Annotated in this window: 18 protein-coding genes; all 18 read left to right on the top strand. The window is 60.9% G+C overall.

Annotated features, from left to right (window positions below; genetic code table 11):
• Positions 1–30: 30 nt before the first annotated feature.
• The 18 genes from P3T40_RS20290 (at position 31) to P3T40_RS20375 (ending at position 16,676) form a co-directional block, all read left to right on the top strand.
• A complete protein-coding gene (locus tag P3T40_RS20290; RefSeq protein ID WP_429269634.1) occupies positions 31–918 on the top strand; it encodes an amidohydrolase family protein in 888 nt (295 codons plus the stop codon).
• Positions 919–1,439: 521 nt separating this feature from the next.
• A complete protein-coding gene (locus P3T40_RS20295; RefSeq protein ID WP_429269517.1) occupies positions 1,440–2,189 on the top strand; it encodes a GGDEF domain-containing protein in 750 nt (249 codons plus the stop codon).
• Positions 2,190–2,244: 55 nt separating this feature from the next.
• Positions 2,245–3,210 carry a LysR family transcriptional regulator gene (locus P3T40_RS20300; protein ID WP_429269518.1) on the top strand — a complete coding sequence of 322 codons (966 nt, stop codon included), beginning with the start codon at positions 2,245–2,247 and terminating at the stop codon, positions 3,208–3,210.
• A 164-nt stretch (positions 3,211–3,374) separates the two neighbouring features.
• Entirely contained in the window at positions 3,375–3,866 is a 492-nt protein-coding gene (locus P3T40_RS20305; RefSeq protein WP_429269519.1) for a hydroxyquinol 1,2-dioxygenase, read from the top strand.
• A gap of 62 nt (positions 3,867–3,928) precedes the next feature.
• On the top strand, positions 3,929–4,927 hold the full coding sequence (locus P3T40_RS20310; protein WP_429269520.1) for a hydroxyquinol 1,2-dioxygenase: 999 nt from the start codon (positions 3,929–3,931) through the stop codon (positions 4,925–4,927).
• A 92-nt stretch (positions 4,928–5,019) separates the two neighbouring features.
• A complete protein-coding gene (locus tag P3T40_RS20315; RefSeq protein ID WP_429269521.1) occupies positions 5,020–6,483 on the top strand; it encodes an aldehyde dehydrogenase family protein in 1,464 nt (487 codons plus the stop codon).
• A 6-nt stretch (positions 6,484–6,489) separates the two neighbouring features.
• Positions 6,490–7,548 (top strand): maleylacetate reductase, encoded by a 1,059-nt coding sequence (locus P3T40_RS20320; RefSeq protein WP_429269522.1) that lies wholly within the window; start codon positions 6,490–6,492, stop codon positions 7,546–7,548.
• Positions 7,549–7,616: 68 nt separating this feature from the next.
• The gene (locus P3T40_RS20325) at positions 7,617–8,906 is read left to right on the top strand and encodes an ABC transporter substrate-binding protein (protein ID WP_429269523.1); all 1,290 of its coding nucleotides are present in this window, start codon (positions 7,617–7,619) and stop codon (positions 8,904–8,906) included.
• A gap of 23 nt (positions 8,907–8,929) precedes the next feature.
• Positions 8,930–9,652: an ABC transporter ATP-binding protein gene (locus P3T40_RS20330; protein WP_429269524.1), complete on the top strand. Its 723-nt coding sequence runs from the start codon at positions 8,930–8,932 to the stop codon at positions 9,650–9,652.
• Positions 9,653–9,654: 2 nt separating this feature from the next.
• A complete protein-coding gene (locus P3T40_RS20335; protein ID WP_429269525.1) occupies positions 9,655–10,362 on the top strand; it encodes an ABC transporter ATP-binding protein in 708 nt (235 codons plus the stop codon).
• On the top strand, positions 10,359–11,225 hold the full coding sequence (locus P3T40_RS20340) for a branched-chain amino acid ABC transporter permease (RefSeq protein WP_429269526.1): 867 nt from the start codon (positions 10,359–10,361) through the stop codon (positions 11,223–11,225). The genes P3T40_RS20335 and P3T40_RS20340 overlap by 4 nt, the downstream gene beginning before the upstream one ends.
• Positions 11,226–11,235: 10 nt before the next feature.
• On the top strand, positions 11,236–12,333 hold the full coding sequence (locus P3T40_RS20345) for a branched-chain amino acid ABC transporter permease (protein ID WP_429269527.1): 1,098 nt from the start codon (positions 11,236–11,238) through the stop codon (positions 12,331–12,333).
• 10 nt (positions 12,334–12,343) lie between these two features.
• The gene (locus P3T40_RS20350; protein WP_429269528.1) at positions 12,344–12,718 is read left to right on the top strand and encodes a Rieske (2Fe-2S) protein; all 375 of its coding nucleotides are present in this window, start codon (positions 12,344–12,346) and stop codon (positions 12,716–12,718) included.
• The gene (locus P3T40_RS20355) at positions 12,715–14,364 is read left to right on the top strand and encodes an FAD-dependent oxidoreductase (protein ID WP_429269529.1); all 1,650 of its coding nucleotides are present in this window, start codon (positions 12,715–12,717) and stop codon (positions 14,362–14,364) included. The genes P3T40_RS20350 and P3T40_RS20355 overlap by 4 nt, the downstream gene beginning before the upstream one ends.
• A 76-nt stretch (positions 14,365–14,440) precedes the next feature.
• Positions 14,441–14,905 carry a nuclear transport factor 2 family protein gene (locus P3T40_RS20360; protein ID WP_429269530.1) on the top strand — a complete coding sequence of 155 codons (465 nt, stop codon included), beginning with the start codon at positions 14,441–14,443 and terminating at the stop codon, positions 14,903–14,905.
• 405 nt (positions 14,906–15,310) lie between these two features.
• Positions 15,311–15,628 (top strand): DUF4148 domain-containing protein, encoded by a 318-nt coding sequence (locus tag P3T40_RS20365; protein ID WP_429269531.1) that lies wholly within the window; start codon positions 15,311–15,313, stop codon positions 15,626–15,628.
• Positions 15,625–15,990 carry a YciI family protein gene (locus tag P3T40_RS20370; protein ID WP_429269532.1) on the top strand — a complete coding sequence of 122 codons (366 nt, stop codon included), beginning with the start codon at positions 15,625–15,627 and terminating at the stop codon, positions 15,988–15,990. Before P3T40_RS20365 ends, P3T40_RS20370 begins: the two co-directional genes overlap by 4 nt.
• 122 nt (positions 15,991–16,112) lie before the next feature.
• Positions 16,113–16,676 (top strand): GlcG/HbpS family heme-binding protein, encoded by a 564-nt coding sequence (locus tag P3T40_RS20375; RefSeq protein WP_429269533.1) that lies wholly within the window; start codon positions 16,113–16,115, stop codon positions 16,674–16,676.
• The last annotated feature ends 30 nt before the right edge of the window (positions 16,677–16,706 follow it).

Genomic DNA, 16,706 nt, shown 5'->3' on the forward strand with positions numbered 1-16,706 from the left:
TGACCTCATACGGGAGACACCATGGACAATCTGCCAATCATCGATCCGCATCATCATCTTTACGATCTCAAGACCGGCGTCTACCCCTGGTTGCAGGGGCCGATGCTCGAGCGCGTATTCGGTGACTACTCCGCGATCCGCAAGGACTATCTGATCGACGATTTCCTCGCTGATATCAAGAATCAGAATGTCGTGAAAACGGTCCATCTTCAGGTCGAATACGATCACAACGATCCGGTGTCCGAAACGCGCTGGCTCCAGAAAGTTGCCGACGTGCATGGCTATCCGCACGGTATCGTCGCGTTCGCTGACCTTGCTGCGCCAAATGCGCAGGCGGTGATCGAGGAACACTGTCAGTACGCGAATGTGCGGGGCATTCGCCAATGCCTGAACTTCCACCGCGATCCAGTGAAGACGTTTATCGACAACCCGCACCTGATGGATGATCCGCAATGGCGTCGCGGTTATGCGCTGCTGAAGCGTCACAACTTGTCGTTCGACCTGCAGCTTTACTACACGCAGATGGAAGAAGCGCTGGCGCTTGCGCGGGCCTTTCCCGATACGCCGATGGTCCTCAACCATACCGGCATGCCGGTTGACCGGACGCCGGAAGAGATCGAGGACTGGAAACAGGGCATGAAATCGCTGGCTTCGGCGCACAACGTGTACTGCAAGATATCCGGCCTGGGGATGGGCGACTGGAAATGGACGGTGGATAGCATCCGCCCGTTCGTACTCCGTGCGATTGAAGCGTTTGGCGTGAATCGCTGCATGTTCGCGAGCAACTTCCCGGTCGACAAGCTGTTCAGCAGCTATGACGCGGTGTTCGACGCGTTCAAGACAATCACGCGGGATTTTTCTGCCGACGAACGGGCCGCGCTGTTTCACGACAATGCGGAGCGGGTATATCGGCTCTGACAATCGTTGAAGATTGACGTCGTATTGGACTGCGCCCCGGCTGCCGGGAACGAGTATTGACTTGATATAGTGTCGTCATAGCAGCCGAATGATCAATCAGATGCCCGCTTTATCTTCAGACTTTTTCTCCTTCCGCTCCGCACGGACACCAGGATCAAGCCATGCGGTTCGTTCATAAAATCAGGTCCCTTGAACGGGAAACCGTCTTCCAGGATGTTTCCGAGGAGCGGCTGTTCTGGCGCAGCTCAGCCATCGGCCTGCGCCATCTCGCCGTTTGGGTGCAGGTTTTCGGCATCGCCGGCTGGATGCTATCCCGCGTTTTCGCGAACCCCGGTGCTACGTTTGACCGAACGTATACGGCCATCGCACTGATCGGGATGCTCAGCGGCGCCGCCACGACGTATTTCGCGCGTCACGCGTGGCTCGTTTCGATTGGCTGCTTTGTGTGTGCCGCGGCAGTCGCATTCGGCTTCCACAACAACGCTAGCGGAACACTGGATCCCGACTTTTGGGTCCTGCCCATGGGCATTCTGATGACCGTAGGCATGGCGCCGGTGTTCGCCGATTACTACAGCTATCTTGCGAGCGCCATTGCGGTCTGGTTCATCATTTCGTACGGCAGGCTTGGATTCATCACCGATTCGCCGGACTCGGGCTGGATCATTCTTTTTATCGTCTCGGGGAGTGCGCTGGGCTTGCTGCTCAACTGCCTTTTCGTGCGGGAAAGAAAAAGGACCTTCCTCGTTCAAAGAGAGCTGATCAAGCTTGCGTTCAAAGATGCGCTGACGGGAATCGACAATCGGCGAAGTTTGATGGAGGCCATGCCGGATTATCACGCGCGCTCCGCCACTCATGATTTCTATCTGCTGCTGATCGATATCGACAACTTCAAACTCATCAACGATACGTCGGGCCATGACGTCGGAGACGAGGTATTGGTGGCCGTGGCCGCTCTCATCGAGCGGCACGCGCAGACACATGCCCACGGCCGCCTCGGTGGCGAGGAATTTGGCGTGGTGTTCGCGGGGGAAGAGAGTGCAGCGTGCGCGTTGGCGGAGCAGCTGTGTGAGAGTGTTGCGAAACTACGCATTTCAACGCATGTCGTGACGGTCAGCATCGGCATATCGCGATTCAGCGAGACAATGACTCTCGCGGAAATCTTCAAGGTGGCTGATCGAGGTCTTTACGAGGCCAAGCGGCATGGCAAGAATCGCTATGTTTTGGGTTCCGGACAGGGCGGTAAGTCTCATGCAATGCATCGCGCACGGTGAGCTAAACTTCAGTCCATCGGATCAGACCGCGTGAAAAGCGGCTACGGGAGATAAGATGGACCTGTTCATGTCGATGGAGGCCTTTGTGCGAGCCGCAGAGGCGCAGAGCTTCGCCAATGCAGCACGCCAGTTGGGCGTGGCGAAGTCAGTCGTGACGTCGCGCGTCAAGCAACTGGAGGACCATTTCGGCGTACCGCTCTTTCACCGTTCGACGCGCGCGGTCCGGCTGTCCGAACTTGGCGAGACCTACTATCGTGAATGCGTCGAACTGGTCAACCGCGCTCACGAACTGTCCGGACGCTCGCGCGGAGAGCCACATTCGCTGTCCGGCACGCTCAACATCCACGTGCTGCCCGGCTTCGCGCTCGGTCACTTCTCGCAGGCCTTGATTGAATTCCGCGAAACCTACCCGCGTGTCGAGTTCGTCGTGACCGTCAACGACCGCGTCATCGATCCGGTCCAGGAGGGTTTCGATCTCGCGCTGCAAATCTATCCGCCCGCGTCGAACCTGCTGGTCGAGCGGCGCCTGTTCCCCGTGCGCGGCGTATTGTGCGGCGCTCCCGGCTACCTGAAGGAAGAACCGGTCATCGAGACGCCGCTCGACCTGCTGCGTCACGACTTCGCCTGCTATTCGTACTACCCGTGGGGCGACAAGTGGCCGCTGATGAAGGGCAACGATACCTTCGAAATCGCACTTAATCCGGTGCTTAAAAGTAATAGCGTTCATCTGCTGCTCGAGTTCGCCCGGGCTGGTGCAGGCGTCGTCTACCTGCCGACGATGGTTGCCGCCGCCGATCTGCTCGAACGGCGTCTCGATCGTGTCCTGCCGGACTACGCGGCGCCGCCGCTGTGGCTCTCCGCCGTCTATCCGGCCTCGCACCGCTCGACCACCAAGGTCAAGGCGTTCGTCGACTTCCTGCGCGCCCGCTACCTGCAGGAGCCGCCGTGGGACCGGGCGCTCGGCATTACGCCGCCGGACGACGACACCAGGAGCGTCGGCGAAGAGCTGGCCGAGGAGTGACGAGCCGCGCCGCCCCTCTCCGGGGTAGCCCCCAGGTAGTTTCCCTAGCAGGTTTTTGCTGCACTCATGGTTCGTGATTCCCGAACCTCAGATCATTGCTGTTACGCCGGTCGCCACTTAATCTTGGATGCAAGCAACGCATTCACAGACACATGGAGGCAGACATGCAACAGACCTGGTTCGGCAGCCTGGACAATTATCGTAAGGGCTCCATCGAAATCATCAAGGGCAAACCGGAGCATTACGCGATGTCGAACGTGTTCGAAGTCGCGAGCCGCGCAGCGCCCTATGAGAAAGTCGTCGTCGGCAAAAATCTCAAGTACGTGATCGAAGCGCTGCGCGCCGAAGGGTCGTCGCCGTGGTTCGCTGCAGCGCACGATGAGTTCGCCGTGGTGCTGGATGGCGAAATCGACGTGCATTTCATCAAGCCGTCGGACGGACCGCTTGTCGATGCGCAGACCGAAGGCACGGTACGTCTCGACGGCCAACCCTCGGGGCAGGTGATGGGCTATGTGCGCCTGCGGCGCGGCCATCAGGCGCTGCTGCCCGCGGGCGCAGCCTACCGGTTCGAAGCGGTGACGAAGGGCGTCGTGCTCGTGCAGACGATTCTTGGACGCAATTCGGTCGAGAAGTGGGCCGATATCTGCATCCAATGAGTGACCCGCATCCAGTCACTCTTTCACACCATCGCTCACCTTCGATCTTCCTGGAGTCAATCATGGACAACAAACTAACCGGACTGCAAAACGTTACCGCGAGCGAGCCCGATCCGGTCACGGGCTACCGCATCTTCCGTCTCGGCGACTTCGAATTTAGCCGCGACGCCTACTTCGCCACGATCAAGTGGCCGGCGAAAGGCCAGATCCGCTCGCACCAGATGCATGCCGACGACTTCCTGCGCGCGATGATGCGCGACGTCGCGTGGGGCTTCTTTTACGGCTGGGTCAATTTCGACGAAGTGATCGGCACTCGCAATCATTACGGCAAGGTTGATATGTACGCGGGAGCCTACAACGCGAACTTCAAGGAAGCGGGCGTCGACCATATGCAGCAGTTCGATACGCCGATCATCATGGCCACCTTCAAGGCGATCCTGAAGGACTGGGTCAACGAAGGCTTCGATCCGTTCGCGGCGCCCGAAGAAACGGGTTCGGCGTTCGGCACCAAACACGGCGACAACATCGCGGCGATCGAACGCACACGCATTGCGACCAAACGCATGCCTGGTCTCGAAGGCGATTCGCCGCTGCGCGACGATCTGCCGGTGAACCGCCAGTTCGCTGACGTCGCTCAGGACGAACCCGAGATCCACGCTGAACCGGGTTTCGAAGGCGTGCTGCACGCGTTCAGTCTCTTCAAGTACCTGTCGCGTTCGGATGTGACGTGGAATCCGTCGGTTACTTCGGTGTGCCAGCAAAGCCTGTTTTGTCCGACCACCGAAGAATTCGTCCTGCCGGTTTTTCACGGCAACGACCGGGTGGAGTGGTTCCTGCAACTGTCCGATCAGATCATCTGGGACGTCGCGGACAAGGATAGCGGCGAGCCGCGGGCGCGCATCACGATGAACGCGGGCGATATTGCCGCTATGCCGGCCGATATCCGCCACAAAGGCTACTCGCAGAAGCGCTCGATGCTGCTGGTCTGGGAGAACGCCACGCCTGATCTGCCGAAGCGTTACGAGAGCGGCGAACTGCCGCCGTATCCGATTCAGCTCTAAGCCTTTCGACATCTCCCGGTTCGAGACGAACGGCGCCAGACTGCTGGCGCCGCGGGAGATGTCACGTCCAGTTTTACTTGCGCGGGACTGACATGCAAACGCAACTCTTCATTGGCGGCCGCTTCGTGCCGGCTGCAAACGGCGAAACGCTCGCCACCCTGAACCCCCACGACAACTCGGTTATAGCCGAGGTGGCGATGGCCGGCCATGCCGACATCGACCGCGCGGTGGCCGCTGCAAAAGCGGCCTTTCCGAAGTGGAGCAAGCTCGCCGCAATGGAGCGTGGACGGTTGCTGCTCAAGCTCGCCGACGCAATCGAGGCGAACGCGGATGAGCTCGCCCGGCTCGAATCGCTCGATACCGGCCATCCGATTCGCGACACGCGCAATCTCGACGTGCCGCGCACCGCCGCGACGTTCCGCTACTTCGGCGGGATGGCCGATAAATTCGAAGGCTCGGTAATTCCGGTCGAGCAGGGCTTTCTGAACTATCTGATGCGTGAGCCCGTGGGCATTGTGGGCCAGGTGGTGCCGTGGAATTTCCCGCTGATGTTCACGAGCTGGAAGATGGCGCCGGCGCTCGCGGCAGGCAACTGCGTGGTGATGAAGCCGGCTGAACTTACCCCGTTGTCGAGTCTCGCGATTGCCGAGCTGATGGCCGAAGTGGGCTTTCCTGAGGGCGTCGTCAATGTGCTGCCTGGGCTGGGTCACGTAGCCGGCCAGTACATCGCCGAACATCCGGAGATCAGCAAGGTCGCCTTCACGGGTTCGACCGCGGTGGGACGCAAGATCGTCCAGGCGTCGAGTGGCAACCTGAAGAAGGTGCAACTCGAACTCGGCGGCAAAGGCGCGAACATCGTGTTTGGCGACGCGAATATCGAAGCGGTCGTGCAGGGCTCCGCGTTTGGCATTTTCCATAACCAGGGGCAGGCCTGCATCGCGGCGTCGCGCATGATCGTGCATGAATCTGTCGCCGATGAAGTGCTCGAGAAACTGATCGCGTTGAGCAGGACGATTCGCATTGGCGATCCGCTCGATCCGGCCACCGAGATGGGACCGCTCACCTCGCGTCAGCATCGCGACCGCGTGCTGTCGTATGTGGACATTGCCCGCGAGCAGGGCGGCCGGGTGCTGGCAGGCGGCAAGGCGCCGGATGCAGCGGCTCTCGCGAACGGCTGCTATGTCGAGCCGACCATCGTCGAGGCGAAGCCCTCAGATCGCGTGTCGCAGGAAGAAGTGTTCGGGCCGTTCATGGCGGTCACCACTTTCCGTACCGACGAGGAAGCGCTCGCGATTGCCAACGGCACAGAATATGGTCTCGGCGCGGGTTTGTGGACGCGCGATCTGCAGCGTGCGCATCTGATAGCCCGTGAACTGCGCGCTGGCATGGTGTGGATCAACAGCTACAAGCGCGTGAGTCCCGGTTCGCCGTTTGGCGGAGTCGGCGCGAGCGGCTATGGCCGTGAAATGGGCTTCGAAGCGATGCGCGAGTACACGCAACCCAAGTCGGTCTGGGTCAACGTGGATGCGCAGATTCCCCCTTATTACCCGCGTTGAACCGCCATGGATCCGTTCGTGTACAACGGCCTGCCGGCGCGCGTGATCTTCGGTGTGGGCAGCCTCGAACATTTGAGCCGAGAGATCGGGCTGCTCGGGGCAAGCCGCGCCCTTGTACTGTCGACCCCGCAGCAGCGTGACCAGGCCGAAGCGCTTGCGGCGCAACTGGGGTCGCGAGCGGCGGGTGTGTTCGCCGAAGCGGTAATGCATGTGCCGGTGGAAACGGCGCGCCGGGCGCGCGACTATGCGGCAGCGGTGGGCGCCGATTGTGCGATAGCGATTGGTGGCGGATCGACCACGGGCCTCGGCAAGGCCATTGCGCTGGAAACCGCGCTGCCGATCCTTGCGATACCCACCACCTACGCAGGCTCGGAGATGACGCCGATCTACGGGCTCACCGAAGGCGGTCTGAAGCGAACCGGGCGCGATCTGAGTGTCCTGCCGAAGACGGTGATCTACGATCCGGCGCTCACGACTTCGCTGCCGCCTGCACTTTCGTTGACGAGCGGGATCAATGCGATCGCGCATGCGGCCGAAGGCTTGTACGCACAGGACGCTAATCCGGTGGTAAGCCTGATGGCGGAGGAGGGCATTCGCGCGCTCGGGCAGGGCTTGCCACAAGTCATGCGTAAGCCCGACGATCTTGAGGCACGCGCGAACTGTCTGTACGGAGCGTGGCTGTGTGGCGCGGTGCTTGGCAGCGTTGGCATGTCCCTGCATCACAAGCTATGTCACACGCTTGGCGGGACGTTCAATCTGCCGCACGCGGAAACCCACACCATTGTGCTGCCGCATGTGCTGGCCTACAACCGGGACGCGGCGCCTGCAGCGATGCGGCGCATCGCGCGCGCGCTGCACGCCGACGATGCCGCGCAAGGCGTGTTCGATCTTGCTCGTGAGTATGGCGCGCCGACCTCATTGAAGGAGATCGGTGTCACGGCCGAGAACCTCGATGTCGCGCTCGATCTTGCACTCAAGAATCCGTACTGGAACCCGCGTCCGGTCGAGCGGGCGCCGTTGCGCGCGCTGCTTGAGGCGGCGTTTGAAGGGCGAAGGCCAATGTAGCGAAGTAGCGGCCAACGGCGCACAAAGCGCAGACGCACAGAACCATACATAAAGGATTGGAGACAACCATGGAAGAGTTCAATTTCGAAGCCGGACGGCGCCGCTTCATCAAGCTGGCTGCAGGCGGCGCGCTCGCTGCCGCGACACTTGTGCTGACACCGCGCGTTTTCGCCGCCAATCCACGCACGCTGAAGATCGGCTACGTATCGCCGCAAACCGGCCCACTCGCGCCCTTCGGAGAGGCAGACCGCTTCACGATCCAGCAGATGCGAACGGTGCTGAAAAACGGCATTGTGATAGGTGGCAAGCCGTATCCCGTGTCGATCCTCGTCAAGGACAGCCAATCGAATCCGAATCGAGCGGGCGAAGTCGCAAACGACCTGATTCTCAAGGACAAGGTCGACATCATGCTCGTGTCTGGCACGCCCGAAACCGCGAACCCGGTCAGCGACGTTTGCGAGATCAATGAAACACCGTGTGTGTCGACCGTGGTGCCGTGGCAGCCGTGGTTCTTCGGTAGAAAGGGCGACCCGAAAAAGGGTTTCCGGTTCACCTATCACTTCTTCTGGGGCCTCGAGGACGTGATTGCTGTCTACACCGGCATGTGGCAATCGGTGCAGACCAATCGCAGCGTAGGCGGCCTGTTCCCGAACGATGGTGACGGCAACGCGTGGGGCGATGCGAAACTGGGCTTTCCACCGGTGCTCGCTCAAAAGGGCTTCACGCTGAAGGATCCGGGCCGCTTCCAAAGCATGACGCAGGATTTCTCCGCGCAGATTTCCACGTTCAAGCAGGCGAATGCGCAGATCGTAACCGGCGTGGTGATTCCGCCCGACGCCAAGAATTTTCTGGTGCAGGCGCGCCAGCAAGGTCTGAAGCCCAAGGTGATTTCGATCGGCAAGGCATTGCTATTCCCGACGTCTATCGAAGCGCTAGGCGATCTTGGTGACGGTCTTTCCACCGAGGTGTGGTGGTCGCCGTCGCATCCATTCAAGTCGTCGCTCACGGGGCAAAGCGCCCAGCAGGTGGCAGCCGACTATGAGCGTGTGACATCGAAGCAATGGACCCAGCCGATCGGTTTCGCCCACGCATTGTTTGAAATCGCCGTGGATTCGCTCAAGCGTGCCAAGGATGTCGATTCGAACGAAGCGATTCGCGATGCCGTGGCGTCGACCAAACTGGACACGCTGGTGGGTCATGTCGCCTGGGGCAGCGGCCCGGTCAAGAATGTCGCCAAAACGCCGCTGGTCGGCGGCCAATGGGTGAAAGGGCAGAAGCACCCTTTCGATCTGGCAATCGTCAACAACCAGCTCGCGCCGACCGTGCCGATTTCCGGCCCGCTCAAGCTGATCGCGTGACCTGACGGCGAAGGAGCGTGGCGATGAACTGTGTCCTGAGACTTACCGGCGTGTCGAAACGCTATGGCGCGCTGCAGGTGACCGACAACATGAGCTTCGCGGTCGAGCGCGGCGAGACCTACGGCATCCTTGGTCCGAATGGCGCCGGCAAGACCACGCTGTTCAATCTGGTCAGTGGCGACGTGCGTCCCGATCAGGGCAGCGTCGAATTCGACGGCGCCGACGTCGGTCAACTACCGCCGCATCGTCGGTGCGTGGCGGGGATTGGCCGCTCGTATCAGGTGCCGCGACCGTTCGGCGGCATGACCGTATTCGAAAACCTGCTGGTCGGAGCGACCTTCGGCGGCGGGTTGACCGAGCACGCGGCCTATGACGTCTGCGTCGATGTACTCGAACGCACGGGTCTCAAGGCGCGCGCCAACCAGCTTGCCGGGACACTCGCGCTGCTCGACCGCAAGCGTCTCGAACTGGCGCGTGCCCTTGCCACGCAACCTCAATTGCTGTTGCTGGACGAGATCGCAGGCGGCTTGACCGAACCCGAAACGCACGAACTCGTCGACGAAATTCGTCGCGTCAAGGAGCACGGCGTGACGATCGTGTGGATCGAACACGTGGTGCACGCCCTGCTCGCGGTGGCGGACCGGCTGCTCGTCATCAACTTCGGCAAGAAGCTCGCTGAAGGCCTTCCTGGTGCGGTGATGGAAGACCCCGAAGTGCGGCGTGTCTATCTTGGACTGGAGGCGTGATCATGTCTGCTCTGCTGGAGACACGCGGCCTGACCGCGTTTTACGGCGACTTCCAGGCGCTGTTCGGTATCGATGTCACCGTTGCGCAAGGCGAGGTCATCGCGTTGATTGGCTCGAACGGCGCGGGCAAGTCGACGTTCCTCAAGTCGGTGGCTGGCTTGCTGCGCACCCGTGCCGAGCAGATTGTGTACCGGGGTGAACCCGTCGGTGGTGCGGCTGCGGCGAGCATCGTCGGCAAGGGGATTGCGCTGGTGCCGGAGGGGCGGCGGTTGTTCGCCAGCCTCACAGTCGAGGAGAACCTGCTGCTCGGTGCGTATTGCAAGCGGCCTGGACGCTGGAATCTGCAAAGCATCTATGCGCTTTTCCCGGCCTTGCTGGAGCGCCGCCATCACGCCGCCACTGCATTGTCCGGCGGCCAGCAGCAGATGGTGGCGATTGGCCGGGCGTTGATGAGCAATCCTGATCTGCTGATGTGCGACGAACTTTCCCTCGGCCTTGCACCGGTCATCGTGCGCGAGATCTATGCGGCATTGCCCGCCATCGTCGCGGATGGCATGAGCGCCATCGTGGTCGAGCAGGACGTGCAGCTCGCGCGCCGTGTCTCGTCCCGCTTCTATTGCTTTCAGGAAGGACGTGTCTCGCTATCGGGCCTCTCGGCGCAAGTGTCCGACGAAGCGATTACTCAAGCTTACTTTGGAGCGGTCACATGAATACGTTGATCAACATCATCGTGCAAGGTGTGCTGCTCGGCGCGCTGTATGGGCTGTTTGCGATGGGACAGTCACTGGTGTTCGGTGTGATGCGTTTGACCAACACGGCGCACGGCGATTTCATCGTGCTGCTGGTGTTCGTGCTGTTCGCGCTGACGGGCTTCGCGCATCTGCCGCTCGCCGTCGCGCTCATTCTGCTGCTCGTCATCGCGTTCGGTGCGGGTTATGCGGTGCAGTACGCCATCCTCAACCGCGTCAGCAGCCGCGATCCGCTGCCTTCGCTGATCGTCACCTTCGGACTTTCGATCGTGATCCAGAACGTGCTGCAGCAGGTCTTTTCCGCCGATCCGCGCTCGGTGGCGACGGGCAGTTTCGAATCGCAAAGCATCACGGTCGCACCCGGCATCACGCTCGGTTACTTGCCGCTCGTAACGTTGGCCGCCACCGTGGTGCTGGCATTCGCGATGCAGTGGTTGTTCGGCCGCACGCCACTAGGCCACGCGTTCCGCGCGACCTCCGATGATCGCGAGATCGTGCAGTTGATGGGCGTGTCGTACCGCCGCACTTATGCGTTGGCGATGGGCATTGCGTTTGTGCTGATCGCGGTCGCGGCGGCGCTGTATTCGATGCGCACGGCCGTTTCGCCCACGGACGGTCCCGCTTTGCTGCTGTATGCGTTCGAGGCGGTGATCATCGGTGGCATGGGTTCGTTTTGGGGCACGTTTCTGGGCGGCATGGCACTGGGGATCGCACAGCAGGCGGGCTTTTACTTCGATCCAGGTTGGGGCATCTGGCTGGGTCACATCGTGTTCCTCGCCGTGCTGGTGGTACGGCCGCAGGGCTTGCTACCCAAAACCGCATAGAGGCTTCGACATGAACACGCTATTGAACCGTCCTGCAGTTTCAGCGAGTTTTGAAGTGCGGCGCGCCACGCGGGCGAGCCGGGTCGCTGTGCTCGTCCTGCTGGTAATTGCGCTCGCGGTAGCAAGCGCGCCGTGGTGGGCCGGACGCGATGCGTTGCACGACTTTGTGCAGCTGGCCTCGTACCTGGTCTTTGCGATGATGTGGAATCTGCTGGCGGGATACGGCGGCATGGTGTCGATCGGGCAGCAGGCGTTTTTCGGCGTTGGCGGCTACGGCATGCTGATCCTCGCGAACTATTGCGGTGTCTCGCCGTTTGTCGCGGTACCGATTGCCGCTGTGGTTGCTACTGTGGTGGCGATTCCGGTCTCGCTGGTGGCGTTTCGCCTCGAAGGCGGCTACTTCGCGATCGGCACCTGGGTGATCGCGGAGGTTTTTCGCCTCACGGTCGCCAACGTCTCGGTGCTCGGCGGCGGTTCGGGCACCAGCCTGACCGCGCTGCAGGATGTGCCGCGTGCGCTGCGCGAGTCGCTCACGTTATGGCTCGCGCTTATCATCGTCGCGGCTGCGATCGGTCTGCTCTACGTATTTTTGCGCTCGAAAGCAGGACTTGCCTTGACGGCGATGCGCGACAACGCGGTTGCGGCGAGCAGTCAAGGCGTCGATGTGAAGCGTGCGCGGCTGTTCGTTTATCTGGTGTCGGCATGCGGAACGGCGCTCGCCGGAGGTTTGTATTTTCTCGGCAACCTGCGCATTTCGCCTGACGCCGCATTCTCGGTGAACTGGACAGCATTCGGCATCTTTATCGTGCTGATTGGCGGGCTGGGGACGCTCGAGGGCCCCATTCTGGGTGCGCTGATCTTTTTCGTCCTGAACAAGTTTCTGTCCGACTACGGTACCTGGTATCTGATCGGACTCGGCGCACTCGCCATTGTGGTGACGATGTTCTTTCCGCAGGGCTTGTGGGGCTTCGTGTCGCGCCGTTTTGGTTTGCAACTCTTTCCGGTGGGCCGGCGGGTCGTATTCCGCGACGATGGGACTTCTGCACGACCGGCTACGGATGACGTGACGAAGGCGCTCAACGCGTCGTCGGCGGCCCATCGCGCGTGAGGGGGGAATGATGAGCTTAACGAATCACGTGCCGTTGCATGCCGGTCTATGCGCACTCGAGGACGTACCCGACGGCGGTGGCCTTGAATTACCGCCCGAGTGTGCCGGTGCGCCGGGCATCGTCGTATTGCGTCGCGGTGATGAGGCCTGGGCCTATCGCAATGTCTGCCCACACTTTTCGATTCCACTGAACTACGAACCCAATACCTTCTGGACTTACGACGCCGAGTGGGTGATGTGCGCACACCACAGCGCGATGTTTCGCTTCGAAGACGGTGCATGCATGGACGGCCCATGCGAGGGCGCGGCGCTTAGGCCGGTCGTCATTCGCATCGAGCGCGGGCAGGTATTCATTGACGCAGAGAAATCAGGAGACATCTCATGAGTGACATTCCACGCAAATCCGCAACGCCCGTGAAAGCGGAGCGATTCGATGGCGTATTCGACATGGTGATAGTGGGCGCGGGTGCCGCAGGTCTCGCTTGCGCGCTGTTTGCCGCGTGGCAGGACAACAAGGTCTTGCTGCTGGAGAAAGCGGCTGACCTGGGCGGCACGGCGAAGAAGGCGGCGTTCTGGTACTGGGTGCCCAATAATCGGCCCATGCGCGAACTCGGTATCGAAGACAGCAGAGAGGATTGCATACGCTACATGGCGCGGCTGTCGCGGCCGGAGACCTATAGTCCGGATTTGCCGCGCTTCGGCATGACACAGTGGGAGTTCGACATGTGCGCGGCGATTTACGATAATGCGTCGCCCGCCGCCGAGCTGCTCGCCGAGAAGGGCGCGCTTGAATACCGTCATTGTCCCGAGGTGACCGATTACTGGGCCGAACTGCCCGAAGACAAGGCGCCCAAAGGGCGGGTCCTGTTGCCTAAAGGGGCTTGCGATTCGATGTCCGACGGCGGCGCGGTGGCGGTCCGTTCGATGTCCGAAGCGGCGCGCCGGGCGGGCGTGGAAATCCGCACGAACTGCCGCGTTCAGCGGCTCATTGTCGACGACAGTGGCGCCGTGACGGGTGTCGAGACCGATGTCGCAGAGCTTGGTGCAATGACGTTCAAGGCGCGCAAGGCGGTGATCTTCGGCACAGGCGGCTTCACGCACAACAAGACGATGCGCAAGAACTTCCTCAGCGCGCCGGTTTTCGGCGGCTGTGCGGCACGCAGCAACGAGGGGGATTTCGTCCCGATCGGCACTGCGGTGGGAGCGGAGCTGCGCAACATGAACTATGCGTGGATGTGTCCGATTGTCCTCGAGAAGGCTTTGAACGACGACCCGAGCCTGGTCGGGACGTTCTCGCCATCGGGCGATTCGATGATCTACGTGAATCAGTACGGCAAACGGGTCACCAATGAAAAGCTCGCCTACAACGAATCGGCGCAGGCGTTCTTCTCCTGGGATCCGGCAACCTCGCAATATCCGAATCTCGCTCTTGCAGCGATCTGGGATGCACGCAGTCAGCGGTATTCGGCGAGCACCGAGTACGGGCGTTTCATCGTGCCCGAAGGCGTCAACGATGCACATGTCATCAAAGGCGATACGCTAGCCGAGCTGGCGCAAAAGATCCGTGAGCGGGTCGCGCAACTGGCTCCGCAAATCGGCAACCTGAACTTCGGCGAGGACTTCGAAGCCAATCTGCCGGCAACGGTCGAGCGCTTCAACGAGTTTGCGAAGAGCGGCAAGGATCTCGATTTCCAGCGCGGCGAGCGGCCCGTCGAACTTCTTTTCAACGGTCCGACCGCCCCCGAACCATCGGCGCCGAATCCGACAATGTATCCGCTTGCCGGCAGCGGGCCCTACTACGCAGCCTTGCTGACGGGCGGCAACCTGGATACCAAAGGCGGTCCGGTAACCAATCCCACCGGACAGGTGCTCGATCATATGGGCAATGCGATTGCAGGCCTGTATGGCGTCGGCAATTGCGTCGCATCGGCGTCGGCACGTGCCTATTGGGCGGGCGGGGCCACGCTGGGTCCGATTCTGGCGTTCGCTTATCTCGCGGCGCGCAGCGCGCACAAAGAGCTTCCGCGCTGAAGATGCGATGACTTGCCGCTGACGGATCACACCGAAAGCGGCCCTTATCCATGCAACCCGCCAAGAGGAGACGATCATGGCGCTTACCACCCAAACGATGACCGACGAGCAGAGAAAATCGGTCGCTATTGAGTATCTAAAAGCATTCGACAACGGCGGTGTAACTTCGACAGGCGGCAGTATCCTCGATCTGTTCGCTGACGACGCGCAGGTGTTCTTCCCGAAGTGGGGTCTTGCGAGCGGCAAGGATCAGATCGGCAAGCTGTTCGGTGATGTCGGCGGCACACTGAAGTCCATTACTCACCACTACGCACATTTCAACTGGATTTTCTCCGGCAGCGATGTGCTGGTATGCGAAGGCACAAGTCACGGCGAGCACTACGACGGTCCCTGGCGCGCCGGCGTGCCGGCATGGGGCGCGGGGAACTGGTGCGATGTGTTCGAGATTCGCGACTGGAAGATTCAGCGCGTCTACATCTACCTCGATCCGGACTACGCGGGGCGCGATACAAGCCGCTATCCGTGGCTCAGTAAGGACTAGCCGTTTTGTTGCGTCCGGTTCGGACAAGCGTGCGCGGGACTAACCCGCGCACGCTTACGTCCGTTCAATTCATCGGACCACGAATCAGCACGGTTGACCGAAAATCGAAACTCGTTGTCCGGTTGACCGCATCCGCTCGGTTTATATTCGGCCATCGCGCAATCCTGTTCGACCATCCTCAGACGCATGTTATTTGTTACGCGGCTTCGATATCTCGATGCGACCGCGGAGGTACCGAATTCATTGCCTTCCGGCAGGGTTCGAGCAAGATTCCAAAAAATCGGAGCATCCGGTAAACCACAGGACACGCAGCGCATTCGATTGCGCGGCGATGGACCGATACTGGGTCAGACTTCATGGCCCATGAGGTCATTCCTGTATCCAGCCTATTCCGGAGACTCTTTCATGCTTCAACTCCGCCTTACTTCCCTTAAGGCCCTTGCAACGCTCGGCTTAGCGTTTGCTCTGATCGATGTGACTTCCGTTTTTGCCCAGACGTCCGACGCAATCGGCGCGGCCCCGTCTGCGGCGTCTACGCCGAAGCAGATTCGCAAGGCGCAACGCAAGGCAGCGCGGGCAAAGAAGAATGCAGAGCTCAAAACGCTTGAGAAGAATGGCTATCAACCGGGTGGCGACCTGACCAGTTATCCGCAGAACCTGCAAAGCGCAGAGCACAAGGCGGCCGCCAAGCCGGATAACAGCATGCCCGCTTCAGGGCAGTGAAACTGTTCAATCTGGCGACGATGCTTGCGCTGCAAATCAAGCGCGCATCAAGCCAATTTGACTTTGATGGGGAGTTGAAACTCATGCATTGGATCGTTTACTGCATCGATAAGCCCGGCACGTTGGCACTTCGCAAGTCGAACACTCCGAAGCATCGTGCGTATCTGGAAACCCGGCCGATCGAGCTCGTCACCTCCGGCCCGTTGATGGACGATGCGGGCGAGACGAAGATCGGCAGCTTCTTTCTGGTGGAAGCGCAGACACGCGACGAAGTGGAGGCCTTCAATCGTAACGACCCACTCTTTGCAATCGGCGTGTGGGGCAAAATCAGAATTCACCGTTTCCTTCGCCGCGTTGGATAGGCGGCTCGAGAAAGAATTGGACTCAGCGGTAAACGTGCGGGCTTTCCGGTCATAGCGATCGCGTGACGCGCGCGTACGCTTCGGTTTGAGACGAGTTGTGCAGTAACAAAGAGGAGACAAGTGTGAAATTCCATATCCCGCTTCGGTTGACGAGGACGGCAGCGATCGCATCGCTCTGCTCGCTGTGTCTTTTAGGCGCACGCGGCGCCGCCGCAGCCGAGCCGGCAGCCACGCAGGACGCGCTCGCGCCGCTGGAGACATCTTCGGTGAGTCTGGCCCAGGCGATGAAGCTCATCGAAGCCGCCAGCGCCACGGCTCGTGCACACCATCTTGCGTTGAGCTTCGCGATAGTTGATCCAGGTGGCCATCTGATCGCCGCCGTACGCATGGACGGGGCGCCCTTTGCGAGCCTCGACTTCGCGCGCGGCAAGGCCTTCGCCTCCGTTGCACTCGGCGGACAGTCAGGCGCGACGCTCGAACAGCGCTTCAAGGACGATCCGTCCGAGTACAGCAATGTATCCGGCGCAGGTTATTACGCACCCTTCCTGCCGGCGCGGGGCGTGCAGCCGATTTTCTCCGGCGGCCACCTGCTCGGCGCAATGGGCGCGAGCGGAGCGCCTTCGGAAATCGACGAACAGGCGGTCAAGGGCGCAATCGAAGCGATCGGCGCGTCGACTACGCGTTGACTTGTGTCGGTACACCAGGAATAAATGAGG

The sequence above is a fragment of the Paraburkholderia sp. EB58 genome, from assembly GCF_050436665.1.
Taxonomy (GTDB): domain Bacteria; phylum Pseudomonadota; class Gammaproteobacteria; order Burkholderiales; family Burkholderiaceae; genus Paraburkholderia.